Annotated in this window: 12 protein-coding genes; all 12 read left to right on the top strand. The window is 36.3% G+C overall.

Annotated elements, in window-relative coordinates; all coding sequences use genetic code 11:
• The first annotated feature begins 128 nt into the window (after window positions 1-128).
• The 12 genes from MKX55_RS19790 to garD all read left to right on the top strand — a co-directional run bounded on the left by MKX55_RS19790 (window position 129) and on the right by garD (window position 15,380).
• Window positions 129-1,322 (top strand): ROK family protein, encoded by a 1,194-nt coding sequence (locus MKX55_RS19790; RefSeq protein ID WP_339234385.1) that lies wholly within the window; start codon window positions 129-131, stop codon window positions 1,320-1,322.
• A 57-nt stretch (window positions 1,323-1,379) separates the two neighbouring features.
• A complete protein-coding gene (locus MKX55_RS19785) occupies window positions 1,380-1,994 on the top strand; it encodes a hypothetical protein (protein WP_339234383.1) in 615 nt (204 codons plus the stop codon).
• A 635-nt stretch (window positions 1,995-2,629) separates the two neighbouring features.
• Window positions 2,630-3,604, top strand: a complete 975-nt coding sequence (locus MKX55_RS19780; RefSeq protein WP_339234381.1) for a hypothetical protein — start codon at window positions 2,630-2,632, stop codon at window positions 3,602-3,604.
• Between the two features lie 36 nt (window positions 3,605-3,640).
• Window positions 3,641-4,678, top strand: a complete 1,038-nt coding sequence (locus tag MKX55_RS19775; protein WP_339234380.1) for a hypothetical protein — start codon at window positions 3,641-3,643, stop codon at window positions 4,676-4,678.
• 497 nt (window positions 4,679-5,175) lie between these two features.
• Window positions 5,176-6,561, top strand: a complete 1,386-nt coding sequence (locus MKX55_RS19770; protein WP_339234378.1) for a hypothetical protein — start codon at window positions 5,176-5,178, stop codon at window positions 6,559-6,561.
• Window positions 6,562-6,767: 206 nt separating this feature from the next.
• Window positions 6,768-7,805, top strand: a complete 1,038-nt coding sequence (gene ltaE / locus MKX55_RS19765) for a low-specificity L-threonine aldolase (RefSeq protein ID WP_339234376.1) — start codon at window positions 6,768-6,770, stop codon at window positions 7,803-7,805.
• Window positions 7,806-8,102: 297 nt separating this feature from the next.
• On the top strand, window positions 8,103-8,930 hold the full coding sequence (locus tag MKX55_RS19760; RefSeq protein WP_339234374.1) for a MurR/RpiR family transcriptional regulator: 828 nt from the start codon (window positions 8,103-8,105) through the stop codon (window positions 8,928-8,930).
• Window positions 8,931-9,727: 797 nt separating this feature from the next.
• Entirely contained in the window at window positions 9,728-10,225 is a 498-nt protein-coding gene (locus MKX55_RS19755) for a tripartite tricarboxylate transporter TctB family protein (RefSeq protein ID WP_339234372.1), read from the top strand.
• Window positions 10,226-10,237: 12 nt separating this feature from the next.
• Entirely contained in the window at window positions 10,238-11,731 is a 1,494-nt protein-coding gene (locus MKX55_RS19750; RefSeq protein WP_339234370.1) for a tripartite tricarboxylate transporter permease, read from the top strand.
• A gap of 30 nt (window positions 11,732-11,761) precedes the next feature.
• Window positions 11,762-12,739, top strand: a complete 978-nt coding sequence (locus tag MKX55_RS19745) for a tripartite tricarboxylate transporter substrate binding protein (protein ID WP_339234367.1) — start codon at window positions 11,762-11,764, stop codon at window positions 12,737-12,739.
• A gap of 21 nt (window positions 12,740-12,760) precedes the next feature.
• Entirely contained in the window at window positions 12,761-13,774 is a 1,014-nt protein-coding gene (locus MKX55_RS19740) for a mannonate dehydratase (protein WP_339234366.1), read from the top strand.
• An 82-nt stretch (window positions 13,775-13,856) separates the two neighbouring features.
• Window positions 13,857-15,380: a galactarate dehydratase gene (gene garD / locus MKX55_RS19735; RefSeq protein ID WP_339180023.1), complete on the top strand. Its 1,524-nt coding sequence runs from the start codon at window positions 13,857-13,859 to the stop codon at window positions 15,378-15,380.
• The last annotated feature ends 151 nt before the right edge of the window (window positions 15,381-15,531 follow it).

Below are 15,531 nucleotides of genomic sequence, written 5' to 3'. Positions count from 1 at the left end.
AGATGAATTGATTTATATATGATTGATTTAAGATTTATTAATATAATGGTTAAACAAAGTGAGGGTGAATGTTAAGTGATTTCTATGATAGAATAAAGATAAAGAATTATATAAAAAGGAGAAAAAAGATGCAAAAAATTCAAACCGGTGACCAAAATTTTGTAAAACAAATGAATAAGTCAATTGTTTTTCGTTCAATTAAAAAAAACGAACCACTATCCCGTTCGCAGATTTCTAAAATAACTGGACTCAATAAAGCAACTGTTTCTACAATGGTTTCGGAAATGCTTGAAGAGTCATTTGTATATGAAATAGAGTCTAACCAATCCAGTGGGGGAAGGAAGCCTGTGCTATTATATTTTAATAACCTTGCAGGCTTTTCGGTTGGAATTGACTTGGGCGTTAATTACATTCTCGGTGTTTTAACGGATTTGAATGGTCATATTGTAGAAGAAGTTACCCAGACTTTAACTAGCATTGAATATGAAGATGTGAAGAACAATTTAGTGAATATCATAAAAAAATTAATTAAAAAGGCTCCGGAAAGCACGTATGGCGTAGTAGGAATTGGTGTAGGCGTTCCAGGTAATGTCGATCTCGATGAGAACATTTTATTTGCCCCAAATCTAAAATGGAAAAATGTTGATTTAAAAGCAGAGTTACAAAATGAACTTCACATTCCGGTTGAAATTCAAAATGAAGCTAATTGTGGAGTTCATGGTGAACATCTTTATGGGAGAGGGAAGAATGTATCTGATTTAGTGTATATTAGCATTGGAGTTGGTATAGGTACAGGCATCATTATAAAAAACAATCTTTACACTGGTACATCTGGTATCTCTGGAGAAATGGGACATGTTACTCTTAATGCAAACGGCCCTAAATGCCGTTGCGGAAATCACGGTTGCTGGGAACTTTATGCATCGGAACAGGCTCTTTTGGAGCATGTAAAAAAGCAAAAAGTATTAAGCGGTTCGAATGATATAAGTCTGGAAAAACTAGTAGCAGAAGCAAAAACAGGGAATAAAGAAGTTCTGCAGATTTTAAACACATTAGGGGAGTATATCGGAATTGGATTAACAACTGTTATTAATACGTTTAATCCAGAAATGGTTATCATAGGAAATAGAATCTCACAATTTAGCCGATGGTTAACCAACCCTGTTAATCATGTTCTACAGGATAGGCTATCTTATTATCATAATGAGAATACGGAGATTAAATTTTCTGCTCTGGGTCGTTATTCAAGTGCGCTCGGTGCTACTTCGATAGCGATTTCTCATTTTTTATCAGAACAAAAATTAGAGAAAATGACATTGTAACTACAAAAAACGTTTTACCTTTATTTTTCAAAGTAACATAAAACAAGGAGGCTCATAATGGACGTATGGTATGTAAGCTACGGCTCCAACATTAGCGAAAATCGCTTTTCCTGCTATATTGAAGGAGGTATTCCTGAAGGATCTGAAAAAGAGGAAAAGGGATGTGAAAATACGACCCCGCCAAAGAAAGTAAAAAAAGCCGAGCTCCCTTATCCTCTCTATTTTACAAAGGAAAAAAGCAAATGGGGCAAGGGCGGAGTTGCCTTCATTGGACATAAATCCAATAAAGATACCAAAACATATGCAAGAAAGTACCTGATCACCGATGAGCAATTTGGAGAAGTCGTGGAGCAGGAAAATAATGTGGATGCCTTAAATATCAACGTGCAGGATATTATGAATAAAGGCTATGTTGACTTGAAAGCAGGCTGGTACGGCAGGGTTATTTATCTGGGAAAAGAGGAAGGGGCGCCAATGTTTACATTTACCAATCCGGATGTAATGGGAACGCACGAATTTACCACTCCCCCTCAATCCTATTTATCCATGATTTCCCGCGGGTTAAAGGAGATTGGTCTTGCGAAAGAAGAAATTGTGGAATACTTTTTAACGAAACCTGGAATTGAAGGGAAGTTTACGAAGGATTCGCTTTTTCGGTATATTTACGGTTGATTATTGTTTTTTCATAATATGAATTAAAATAATTATTCTTATTGGGAAATCCTATTTAAACTATATGAATTGCGTGGTCTAAGTTCCTTGTCTATAGACGGCATTTGTTTTCTAAGCGGAGTTGTAAAAATGATATAAACACCTGAATCGAAAGGTTGATGATTCAGGTGTTTTTGTGTGTTTATTTTAGGATAATTCAGATGAATCCAGGCACGTGTAGTAACTTTATCCTTTGAGGTGCTGTAGTTGAGAAAGAAATTTTCCAAGCTGGAGAAAAGGTGACAGAAGAGATGAATCTGTGTCTATCTTGAAATTGTTTTCCTATATAGCACGGATATGCAAGATACGAAACTTTTAATCAATCACATTTTCTGTGTACAGACCAACATGTATTGCGTGTGTTGACAGGTTTTAAGATGACCATCTTCAGAATGAAGGAATACTTGATGAAAATCCTTCATAAATTAAATAAAAAGAATCCTAAAAATCATTGTAAAAAAGGAAGAGCTATTTATTAGTGGTACGAATCGAAAATAAAATATGAGTTGGATTCTTAATATAAGGGGGTGAGCAAAGTGAATGCACCTTTACTATTTTTAAACCAAGAAGAAGTGAAGCAATGTGGCGGAGCAGACATGAAAAAGACGATTGATATTATTGAAAAAGTATTTTCTCTTCATCAAAAAGGGGACTATGTTTTACCGGATAAAGCAGTATTGAGGTGGGGGGATGGTGATTCTGAATCAAAAACGGGCCGAATAAATGGTATGCCCGGATACATTGGAGGAGAATTTAATTTATCAGGGATAAAATGGATATCCAGTAATCCTAGCAATCCATTTAAAGCCAACCTTCCTCGTGCAGCAGGAACAATTATCTTGAATGATCCTGATACCTATCTTCCAATTGCTGTCATGGATGGGACACTTATTAGCTCAATGAGAACAGCTGCGAATAATGGTTTGGCGGCAAAGTATCTTGCTAGAAAAGATTCTGAAGTTATTGGTCTCATCGGTGCAGGTGTTTTGAATCGAACAGTTTTATTAGCTTTGTATGAAGTATTACCTAACTTAAAAAAGGTAAAAATTTATGATTTGGATAAAAATAGATCGCAACAATTTATTAATGATATGAAATCTACTGTCCCTGTTCAAATGAGTATTAGTGAATCAGCAGAGAACACAGTGAAAGATTCAGATGTATTCGTGACAGCAACTGTATCCAAGGAGCCTATCGTTAAGCCGGAATGGGTCGGACAAGGATCACTTTATCTTCAACTGGGAAGTAATGAATGTGAGTTTGGTGTTGTCTATGAAACAGATAAGTTTGTTGTGGATGATTGGAAGAAAATCAAAAGCAGAGGAGGGTCTACGCCTGCCATCATGCATAGGGAAGGTAAGCTTAGTGATAGTGCTGTTTATGCCAGTCTAGGCGAGTTGGTAAACGGTAAAAAGAAAACACGTGAAAATGATAAAGAAAAAATATATTTTAATAGTGTCGGTTTGGGGATACAGGATATTGCGGTAGCAAAGATGATTTATGAAGAAGCAAAATCCAAAAAAATCGGTAAACAATTGGATTTATGGGGAAGCCCGAATACACGTAGATAATATGTCATCACTTGATTATGGAGAGGGTTGTTAATAATGAGCGCACCTTTAATATTTTTGAACCAAGAAGAAGTAAAGCAGTGTGGCGGAGCAGATATGGAAAAAACAATTGATATTATTGAAAAAGTGTTTTCTCTGCATCAAAAAGGGGACTATGTTTTACCGGATAAAACCGTATTAAGGTGGGGAGATGTTGAGTCTGAAGCAGTAATAGGGCGTATAAATGGTATGCCTGGATACATTGGAGGAGAATTTAATTTATCAGGGATAAAATGGATATCCAGTAATCCTAGTAATCCATTTAAATCTAATCTTCCTCGTGCAGCCGGAACGATTATTTTGAATGACCCTGATACCTACCTTCCGATAGCTGTCATGGATGGGACACTGATTAGCTCGATGAGAACAGCTGCAAATAATGGCTTAGCCGCAAAGTATCTCGCTAAGGAAGATTCTAGAGTAATTGGTCTTATCGGTGCAGGTGTTTTAAATCGAGCTGTATTGTTAGCTTTAAATACCGTCTTGCCACAACTAGAAGAAGTTAAGGTTTTTGATTTGGATTTTGACAGGTCGAAAAGTTTTATAAATGACATGCAATCTTATATTCCAACGGTAAAAATGACCATTAGTGACTCGGCTAAAAATGCTGTAGTGGGGTCCGATGTATTCGTAACAGCAACTGTAACAAAAGAACCAATTATAAAATCAGAATGGGTTGAGCAAGGGGCGCTCTATCTCCAAGTTGGACCGCATGAATGTGAATTTGATGTGATTCACAAAGCAGATAAAGTGATTGTAGATGATTGGGAAAAAATTAAAAGCAGAGGAAACAAAACGCTCAGTCATATGCATGCGAATGGAGAATTTGAAGACAGCGGTATTCATTCCCAATTAGGAGAGCTTGTAAATGGGATAAAAGAGGGAAGAGAAAATGAACAGGAATTTATCTATTTTAATAGCGTGGGGATGGGAATTCAAGATATAGCAGTAGCTAAAGAGGTTTATAAAAATGCAAAAAAAGAAGGTATAGGAACAGAACTTGATTTATGGGGAGCTTCTTCTACTTTTATGTAAGTGAATAGATTTCTTCAGATATCTTGAACAGGTTGATAATTTGTAAATTGGGCATCGGCAGTTACGTATGAACAGTAATATACGTTCCTGTTATCCATCCGACGCTTAATAGATATACTGTTTTTATTTTATAAAGTGAAAAATGTATTTTTTCAGTGTGCTAGTTTATAGCTATTTCTCTTTGGAGAAATATAGTCCTATTCGGATCCATAGTAGGTGAGTTAATTGACCATGTGTAGCGTAGTCAGTAGTGAAACATAAAGTAATCGGATTATGGATAAATTAATGTTATAAGTTTCTATATTTATATTTAATCGTACACTTTGTCATCATTTAAACGGTCTCCCTGTGACTCGCGCTATGGAGCCAATAAATCTTGTTCTTCCCAGAGATGGGAACACGAAATGTTCAAAATAGAGTTGTTAGGAGATCTTCAGCTATTTTAAGAGTTAAAGTGCAAAAAATCTTTAATATACTGAAGATAAGGAGATGTTATTATGCTCCCGATTGAAAGTGTTGAATCTGGAACGCTTAGTACTTTGTTGATATATACAATTTGTTTAGGGATTCTTATGCTTATAGGGGTTATTATCCGTTTAAAAGTTAAAATATTTACAAAATTCATTATTCCTGCGTCGCTCATTGCTGGTTTTCTTGGCTTGATAATTGGTCCACATGGACTAAAATTATTGCCAACTTCGATGTATGATACATGGTCAGGGTACGCAACGATTTTAATCTCTATCGTTTTTGCTCCAATGTTAATTGGAATTACAGTAAACTTTAAGCGGATTAAAGAGACGCAGGCGATACCACAATTAGTATTCTCGTGGACAAGTAGTTTTTTACAATGGGGGATACCATTAATTATAACTGCCTTATTTTTAACTCCGTTATTTGGAATTGATCCGTTATTTGGAACGTTAGTTGAGGTGGGGTGGTCGGGAGGCCATGGTACTGCTGGAGGGATGATTGAAGTATATGAAAATCTCAGTTATTCAGATGGTGGATCACTTGGATTAACAACAGCGACGATTGGATTGTTAGTTGGAATAATCGGAGGAACCATTTTAATAAACTATGCAGTTAGAAAAGGATATACAAACTATATCGGCATAAAAGACACAATTACGGATTCAACCTCAACTACAACGGGGCTCATACCAAAATCTGAGCAGCAATCTTCCTCTGTTAAAACCGTTCAAAGTGAAGTAGTTGAAGGCTATGCATTCCATGTTGCGATTATATCGATAGCGATTTTTATTGGTTGGATTCTGCAAACCATCATTGAACCTTTCGTACCTGGCATGCCACTTTTCCCGCTGGCATTAATCGGAGGTTTCATTGTTGGAGTGATATTAAAACGAACAGCTTTATGGGAAGCGGTGGACGTTGGAACCTTTCGAAACATTCAAGGCACTGCACTGGATTTTCTTGTTGTATCGGCAGTTGCAACGATAAGTATCCCAATTGTTTTAGAGTATTTTTGGCCGTTGTTGATTATGTCCATCGTTGTTTTATTTCTTATGTTGGGCTTCTTCTTCTATATTGGACCTCGAATATTTGCAAAAGATTGGTTTGAGCATTCTATTATTTTATTTGGTACAGCAACAGGTGTAGCCGCTGTAGGGTATATGCTTTTGCGAATGGCAGACCCCAAAATGCAGTCTGATGCGTATGTTGCTTATGGGTTAAGGTCTCCCTTTAGCAGCCCGTTTGCTGGTGGAGGGTTAGTAACTGCTTCCGTACCAATACTTACTGTATCATTTGGAGCGTTGCCAGTAGGTATTGCTTGTATTGTAATCATGATTTTGATTTTTGTTGTATGTAAGTTTTTTGGCCTGTATGGTCGGCATAACAACAGCTATTTTAATCGGGAATAAGTATAGAGGAGGAAATATTTATTGAACTGAATACTATTAAATGTAACTTTGACAGCTTGTTATAAGGATAGCATATACTCTGCTCCCCCCTCTCGTACGGAGGACATCTGTTTATCTACTTTAGATTATGACGCCTCCAGCGGGGAGGAGAGTTATTTTCAAGATTTTCTTGTGCTTTTAACGCGTTGAAAGGAATGATATTCATTATGCAAATAGATTTAAGGAGTGACACGGTTACTAAACCGACGCAAGAAATGAGAGAAGCAATGCTGTCTGCTCCGGTTGGCGACGATGTATATGGCGAGGATCCAACAATTAACCGGCTGGAACAATTATCAGCTAATCTACTTGGAAAAGAAGCGGCTTTGTTTCTCACAAGTGGCACGCAGGCAAATCAAGTAGCTGTGTTAAGCCAAACCCAGCCAGGAGAAGAAATTATCCTAGAAAAGGACTCTCACCTTTTCTATTATGAAACGGGCGGACTTGCTTCTCTGGCTGGTGTTCAGGCACGGACGTTAGAAGGGATAAATGGTCAAATGCAAATGGATGATATTCAGGAGGCCATTCGTGGAAAGGATATTCATTATCCGAATACAAGTTTAATAGCTCTTGAGAATACACACGCTCGATCAGGCGGCCGGATATTGCCGACTAGTTATATGAAAGAAGTTTATAATCTTGCGAATAACCAAGGGATTTCCGTTCATTTAGATGGAGCCAGAATTTTTAATGCTGCCATAGGATTAGGTGTTCCTCCTAAGGAAATTGCTCAGTATGCAGACACGGTTCAATTCTGTCTCTCAAAGGGTTTAAGTGCTCCGATGGGATCCATATTAGCAGGAAAGAAAGAGGTTATTGCTAAAGCTAGAAAATGGCGGAAGACACTAGGAGGCGGAACAAGGCAAGCAGGAGTGGTTGGCGCTGCCGGAATCATTGCCTTAGAAAAAATGATAGACCGGCTTGTTTTTGATCATGAAAATGCAAAAGAACTGGCAAGGAAGCTAGAGTCACTTCCGGGACTTAAAATAGATTCAACGGGGGTAGAATCAAATATTGTCATCCTGTCTGTTAAGGAGTTGGGTATCGACTCTGTTAAATTTGTTCAGCTGTTGAAAGAAAGAGGGGTGTTAGCTAGCGCTTTAGAGAGATATAAAGTTCGCTTTGTTACACATCGTGAAATTGGAGAGGATGATATTAAGAAAATAAGTGAAGTTATTAGGGGTATAACAATATTATATCAATAATTAATATCTGACAGTATATGAATATCATTTTTCATGTTTTTACGCTTAGTAAAACATCATGCAAAAAAGTAGAGCAGGCTAAATAAGGATTGGGATTCAGCGGAGAATGGCTATTCTAATAGCTATGACACCTTCCGTCAGCTGTATCCTGTTTCATTTATGTTAATATATGTTCACCATCCTACAGAGCTTCAAGCTAATGATTTATTAATATTTTTGAAACTCATATAAGACCAATAATGATGAGCATAAAAGGAGGGGGTATCTATTTCAGTTCAGAAATTATTCCTGGATCGTGTGAAAGAAAACAGCATAAAGCTCACTAAATCTCAGAAGTTAGTAACGGATTATATCATCAATAATATAGAAAAGTCTTCCTATATGACAGCATCAAAAATAGGTGAAAATATTGAAGTGAGTGAGTCAACTGTTATTCGTGTCGCCAGTAATTTGGGGTATAAGAGTTTTTCGGAGATGCAATCATCGATACAAGAAGAATTCATATTTAATCAGACTAGCCGAAGATTGCAAATGGCGAGTAATAAAATTAACAAACACAATGCCTTTAGCCAAAGCGTGAATACAGACATTTCGAACATTCAATCTACGATAGATAAAATGAATATGAATGATTTTGAAGAAGTAATCAGGTTGATTGGAGGAGCCAGAAATATCTATACGTTAGGTTTTCGCTCGTCTATTGCTGACGCATATTATTTAGGGTTTGCTTTGAATAGAATGTTAGGGAACGTAACGCCTATTACATCTACTGGAATGGATTTAGACAATTGTTTAATGACAGCCGATGAGCAAAGTCTGGTTATTGCTTTTTCTTTTTCACGTTATACCAAACATACAATTGAATGCATAGAATATGTAAAAACAAAAAAACATGCAAAAGTTGTCTCCATCACAGATAGAATTAATAGCCCAATTGTACCTATGAGTGACTACTTTTTCTTAACATCAGTAGATTCATTATCCGCCCATTATTCCCATGTTTCTAGTTTTACTATTATAAATGCAATTTTAGCAACTGTTGGCCAATACTATAATGAAAGAGTCATTCAGAATTTAAATAATGATGAAAGAAATTTAATGGAAAAGAATACTTTTTATTTATGAGCTTTTGTATTCTGTATTAGCATATGGAGATGATACCTAAAGATTAATGTCAATCTAGAAAGCTCAACATAAGCTTTGCAGCAGTTATTTAAAATTCTGTATTATCTAGAGATAAAGCTATCCATGGTCGTGCAGAGGTAATCTGGAAATTAAGAAGCCTCCAAAATCAATAGAATTCAGGATAATGCTCCATATTGAACTAAATGCAAGGCAATTAAAAATCAGATCCCAGTCTTCTCGAGTTTTTTATAGTCTATATACATGTTCTCAAAGAATACTGACATTAGCTCCTTTAAAAAATAATCTAAGGAGTTGATGTTTTTTTGCTTTTCCATTCTTTTAGGTAATCCAATACACCAATTAATGCTTCTAGTATCTTTTCTTTGGTAAATAAAGCAGAACAGCTTTATCGTAGTCTGCTTTTTTCTTCTTTCAATACCTTTCATAGTACACTATAAAAACTACCCAATTAGGGTGAAGTAATAATATATTTCCACATTGGAAGATAACACTTGTAAATACAAATACAATGAAAACTACATTAATTATAAAGAATTTTAGCTCTAATTTAGTTTTGAGTTTCTTTTTATATTGAAGGAAATAAGGTTTCTCAATTATCTGCGATTGATTCATACGGAATTTATTGGTGAATTGCTTTTCTAATTAGGGCTATATCAAAAAGTAAAAGACTTGAAGAGGTAATCTTTAAAAAATCAAAAAATTTTATTGACATATAAATATATTTGTCATACAATTACGAAAAGTAATAAAAATGTGATGGATTGGAGGGAAATCCAATGGAAAGGAATTACAATGATTTAATCACAGGTATTATTTTGATGGTGCTGTCAATAGTTATGTTTACAGGCTCTCTTAATATGGAAGCGCTAACAGAAAGCGTAATTGGAGCAGATTTTATGCCTAGAATGATTGCAATATTAATTGCGATAATGAGCATTCCTATTATTGTAAGCGGTTTTAAAAACAAGAAGGAGGTTAAAATTGAAGAAGAAATACCTGTTACAGAGGATGAAGAGGAAACAGATAATAAAAACGGTTTCATTTATCTGATATTTACAATAATTTTGTTGTTTGTTTATTTATTTCTAATTCCTATCTTAGGTTTTTTAATTACTACGATTGCTTATCTCATCATACAAATGTTGCTTTTCTCGAAATGGACAATTAGAAATGTCTTCTTATATGGAGTTATTTCAATTATTACATCTTCCATTATTTATTTCGTTTTTCGTAATGTGTTCTATGTCATGCTTCCAACAGGAATTTTTGGGTAAGGGGGTCAGAAAATGTTTAATATGTTATTAGAAGGTTTTAATTCAGTTTTTACTTTTCAAATAATCCTGTTAATTGTTGTTGGTGTAATCTTAGGTCTTATATTTGGTTCTATACCAGGTTTAACAGCTACGATGGCAATTGCTATATGTTTGCCGATTACATATGGGATGGATCCTGTCGCAGGGATGTCTCTTTTGATGGGATTGTATATTGGAGGTGTCTCAGGTGGTTTGATTCCAGCAATTTTATTGAAACTTCCAGGAACTCCATCCTCCATTGCTACAACATTTGATGGATACCCAATGGCTCAAAAAGGGGAAGCTGGAAAAGCATTTTCTTTTGCAATCGTTTCTTCTTTCTTTGGAGGGCTAATAAGTATCATTGCATTGATCATGATTGCTCCGCCGTTAGGTAAGGTTGCTTTAGAATTTGGCCCATTTGAGTTTTTTGCGATTGTTATTTTTTCCTTAACGTTAATTTCAAGTCTTTCGGGAGATTCGATGGTCAAAGGTGTTTTGTCAGGAGCACTCGGTATAGCATTTGCAATGGTTGGTTCAGCACCAATTGATGCGTTTCCAAGATTTACATTTGGATTCAGTTCATTAGACGCTGGCTTCGACTTGTTGCCAGTGTTAATTGGATTATTTGCAGTGTCAGAAATATTGATTACTGCTGAAAAGAAAGTCAAAGATAATAAATCTACCCATCTGAAAAAAATTAGTTATCGAGTAAAAATGAAGGAATATTTTGCACAAAAATGGAACTTCCTTCGGTCAACATTGTTAGGTTTGGGTATTGGAATATTGCCAGGCATCGGGGGCGGAACAGCAAATATTATCGCCTATGCAACGACAAAAAATCTTTCTAAAAATCCTGAAGAATTTGGTAAAGGGAACCCTAGCGGTGTTGTAGCCTCTGAATCATCAAATAATGCTGCTATTGGAGGAGCGTTAGTTCCGCTTATTTCTTTAGGAATACCAGGTGATACAGTTACGGCTATGTTACTCGGAGGCCTTGTTTTACATGGATTGCAGCCTGGGCCAATGTTGATTCAAAATAGCGGTGATATAGTATATGGAATATTTGCTGCTTTAATCATTGCAAATATTTTGATGGCAGTGTTTTTATTCTTAGGTATGAGGGGATTTGTGCGATTGCTTAGCATTCCTCAGGCTATTCTTTTACCTATTATTCTAGCGTTGTGTGTTGTTGGTGCATTTGGTGTGAATAATCGTTTATTTGATGTAGGCGCATTGTTTTTCTTTGGGATTATTGGTTACCTTATGATCAAAGCTAAAATGCCATTAACACCGCTTGTTCTAGGTTTTATCCTGGGACCAATTCTAGAAACAAACCTACGCAGAGGTTTAATGTTATCTGAAGGAAACTTTATGCCTTTTTTAACAGAACCAATAGCTGCAGGATTCTTACTTCTAACAGTCGTATCTATTGCCATGAAAATATACAGTAATAGAAAGAAACAAAAGCTTCACAAAGTAAATTAAATAAAAAGAATAGAAAAGGGAGGAATTACATTGAAGAAGATCGTGGATATTTTAACGAAAAGTTTAGCCGTTGTTTTTCTAATTGTAATTTTAAGTGCATGTTCAGATGGGGAAAATTCAAATGCACAAAACGAATATCCATCAAAACCAATTGAGGTAGTTGTTCCAGTTGGAGCGGGTGGGGATACAGACTTGAATACACGTATTACTGCTAAATATCTGGAGCAGGAACTTGGTGAATCAATCGTCATTACGAACGTAGAAGGGGCTGGGGGTTCAACAGGTATTAAAGAAGTATTATCTAAGGAACCAGATGGACATGCTGTATTGGCTTACCATAATGCAATGTTAGTTAATAATATTTATGGATTAGCTGACTATACATCTGAAGATTTTAAATATGCAGGTGTAGGAATCGTTGATCAATCGAATACATTTCTTGCTTCCAAAGATGCTGCATTTGATGATATCGAATCCTTGATTGATTATGCTAAAGCAAATCCTGGTGAAGTCAAGGTCGCTACAGAAGTTGGTGCGATGACACATTTGCAAGTGTTAGAGTTTGAACAAAAAACAGGAGTTGAATTTAATATTGTTGATGCCGGTGGTGCTTCCGATAAAATTACTGCTTTATTGGGAGGAAGAGTAGATATTGTACCAACATCTCTTGGGCTAGTACAAGATTATATTGAGTCTGGAGATTTTGTTTCCCTTGGTGTAATCGCTGATGAACGCTTAGAAGGAGCTCCTGATATTGAAACGTTTACCGAGCAAGGTGTAGATATGTCAGTAGATAAAGTTTTTTATTGGGCTTTTAACCCGGAAACACCGGATGAGGTCGTAGAAACATTTTCAGAAGCATTAGAAAATGTAGTTAAAGATGAATCTTTTCAAGAGGAGATTAAGAACAGTTGGTTAACTCCAAATTATCTAGATTCAGAAGAAACAGCTGAGAAGTTAAAAGAAATTACCGAGAATGACCAGGCAGTTTATGACGCGGCTAATTAATAATATAGAAGGAGGCTGTAAATGATGAAAGTGTCCGTAACCGTTAACACCACTGAATTAACAGATTTGGATTTACAACAGATGTCCCAGTTAGGTGTGGACAGGATTGATTTTGGGAACGGGAACTCTTTTGCAGGTGTGAAGGAGCAAGGGTTTCCAGATTTGGATAGTTTATTAAAACTTCAAAAAAGAATCCGTTCATGGGGGATGGATATTAATAGAGTTACCTTGCCTAATATAACAGAGTCATTTATGGATAATCAAGATGGCAGTGGGGTGCAATTGGAAAACTCCGTAAACGCAATTAAAGTCTTTGGAGAAGCAAATATAAAAATCGTCAGACAACGATTTGAAGGCGATGTATTTTATGGCCGTTCACAGACTTATCAAGCGGTTCAAAGAGGCGGAGCCATCTCTAGAGGAGAGAGCGTTGGTTTACTGAAGGACAAAGCAGAAAGTCCGACTATAGAAGAACTGGAAAAGTGGTGGCATTCTTTTCAAAGGGCTTATAAAGAATTAGTGCCGACTGCTCAAGAAAATGGTGTGAATATAGCTATGCATCCATCTGATACACCACATCCAGATTCTCCATTCGGAGGGCTTGGTTTACACAGGATAATTGATGACTTTCCGAATGAAAACGTAGGTTTTGTTTACTGCATTGGTACGCGTGCGGAAGAAGGTGGGTCCCCATTAGTCATTGATGAAATAAATCATTTTGGTAGAAAAAACAGGATTTTCTTAGTGCATTTTAGAAATGTGCGCGGAAGTTTACCGACGGCCGGAGCATTTGAAGAAGCTTTACTAGATGATGGGGACTTGAATATGTTTAAGATATTGCTGGAATTAAAAAAAGTAGGTTTTAACGGTTGTCTAAATCCTGATCATGTACCTATCCTTGCAGGTGACATTGCAGACCAAGATAAAAAATGGGCAAATTCGAATATCGGCTGGAAATCATCTAACCTGGGATTTGCTTATTCCATTGGATATATTAAAGCCTTACTTACTGCATTAAACGAAGTTACAGGGTAATGAAATATACAATAAAATGTGATGATATGTTTAGTGTATTTCATACATTTACTGAAAAACAACAGAGAGGTGGTTTGAGAAAATGCAAGAAGATATAGAACCACTTTATATTAAAGTGAAAGAAATAGATAATACTGCAATTATTGTTAATAATGGAGGTTTAAAGCAAGGAACTGTTTTTAAGTGTGGTCTCGAATTAAAAAATATGATTCCTCAAGGGCATAAAGTAGCTTTAGAGGACATAGAAAAAGATGGAGAAATTATCCGATACGGAGAAATTATTGGATATGCTAAAGATCGAATTGAAAAAGGATCCTGGATAAGAGACGCCATAATGAATTTACCAGTACCTCCAGAACTAAATACATTAAAAACCTACGGAAAAGCAGAACCGAAGAAACCCTTAGATGAAGAATACACTTTTTTAGGATACAGAAACTCTGATGGTACAGCTGGAGTGAAGAATATACTCGGGATAACGACAAGCGTTCAATGTGTCGTTGGGGTTTTAGAGTTTGCTGTACAAAAGATAAAGGAAGAACTTCTTCCAAAGTACCCAAATGTTGAAGATGTTATTGCCATTAACCATAACTATGGTTGTGGTGTTGCAATAAACGCTGGTGATGCAAAAATTCCTATCCGTACCATTCAAAATCTAGCGAAACATCCTAGTTTTGGCGGGGAAATCATGGTTGTCGGTTTAGGATGCGAAAAGCTTCAACCAACGCGATTAAATGATGGAAAAGATAATGATAATATTGTAATGTTACAGGATCAAAATGGCTTCACAAATATGATTCAAATTATTATGGAGATGGCTGAAGAAAGGTTAGAAAGGCTAAACAAAAGAGAGCGAGAAGAATTTCCAATCTCTGAATTAGTAGTAGGTGTTCAGTGTGGGGGAAGTGATGCATTTTCAGGCGTTACAGCTAATCCAGCTGTAGGGTATGCGGCAGATTTGCTGGTTAAAGCTGGTGCAACTGTCTTGTTTTCTGAAGTAACAGAGGTTAGGGATGCGGTCCATCTATTAACACCAAGAGCAGATAGTCGCGAAGTAGCGGACGCTCTTGTTAGAGAAATGGATTGGTATGATAAATATTTAAACAAAGGCGATGTTGATAGGTCAGCAAACCCGTCGCCAGGAAATAAAAAAGGCGGATTATCTAATGTCGTTGAAAAGTCTCTTGGTTCAGTAATTAAATCTGGAACATCTCCAATTACAGATGTTTTATCTCCAGGAGAAAAGGTCCGAAAAAAAGGACTAAATTTTGCAGCCACGCCCGCAAGCGATTTTGTTTGTGGAACTTTGCAGCTCGCTGCCGGTATGCATTTACAGGTGTTCACAACGGGCAGAGGAACACCTTATAATCTGTCAATGGCACCTGTATTAAAGGTTTCCACAAGAAATGAATTAAAAAATCAATGGAATGATTTAATTGATATCAATGCGGGAACGATTGCTACAGGAAAAGCGACAATTGAAGACGTAGGATGGGAAATTTTTCATGATATTATTGCTACTGCTAGCGGTAAGAAAACAACTTGTGCAGATAAATGTGGTATTCGAAATGATTTAGCCTTATTTAATCCTGCACCAGTTACGTAACTAACCGGATATCTATAAATAATGGGTAGTTTTAATGATGTTAAGAAGGAGAGGGATATAATCTCTATCCTTCTTTTTATATCGACTTTAAGTCAATGGAAAGAACTTTAGAAATAAAAATTCCAGTTGATAAAGATAGCAGGGAGTAAAT

Source organism: Oceanobacillus sp. FSL W7-1281 (assembly GCF_037969835.1).
In the GTDB taxonomy this organism is placed as follows: domain Bacteria; phylum Bacillota; class Bacilli; order Bacillales; family Amphibacillaceae; genus Oceanobacillus; species Oceanobacillus oncorhynchi.
This window is presented reverse-complemented; position numbering and strand designations above follow the sequence as displayed.

What these genes read in the sequence shown, in the direction of transcription:
- MKX55_RS19740 (WP_339234366.1), top strand. Translation starts at nt 12,761, where the DNA reads ATGATGAAAGTGTCCGTAACCGTTAACACCACTGAATTAACAGATTTG.
- ltaE (WP_339234376.1), top strand. Translation starts at nt 6,768, where the DNA reads ATGCAAATAGATTTAAGGAGTGACACGGTTACTAAACCGACGCAAGAA.
- MKX55_RS19775 (WP_339234380.1), top strand. Translation starts at nt 3,641, where the DNA reads ATGAGCGCACCTTTAATATTTTTGAACCAAGAAGAAGTAAAGCAGTGT.
- MKX55_RS19770 (WP_339234378.1), top strand. Translation starts at nt 5,176, where the DNA reads ATGCTCCCGATTGAAAGTGTTGAATCTGGAACGCTTAGTACTTTGTTG.
- MKX55_RS19755 (WP_339234372.1), top strand. Translation starts at nt 9,728, where the DNA reads ATGGAAAGGAATTACAATGATTTAATCACAGGTATTATTTTGATGGTG.
- MKX55_RS19780 (WP_339234381.1), top strand. Translation starts at nt 2,630, where the DNA reads ATGAAAAAGACGATTGATATTATTGAAAAAGTATTTTCTCTTCATCAA.
- garD (WP_339180023.1), top strand. Translation starts at nt 13,857, where the DNA reads ATGCAAGAAGATATAGAACCACTTTATATTAAAGTGAAAGAAATAGAT.
- MKX55_RS19790 (WP_339234385.1), top strand. Translation starts at nt 129, where the DNA reads ATGCAAAAAATTCAAACCGGTGACCAAAATTTTGTAAAACAAATGAAT.
- MKX55_RS19750 (WP_339234370.1), top strand. Translation starts at nt 10,238, where the DNA reads ATGTTTAATATGTTATTAGAAGGTTTTAATTCAGTTTTTACTTTTCAA.
- MKX55_RS19785 (WP_339234383.1), top strand. Translation starts at nt 1,380, where the DNA reads ATGGACGTATGGTATGTAAGCTACGGCTCCAACATTAGCGAAAATCGC.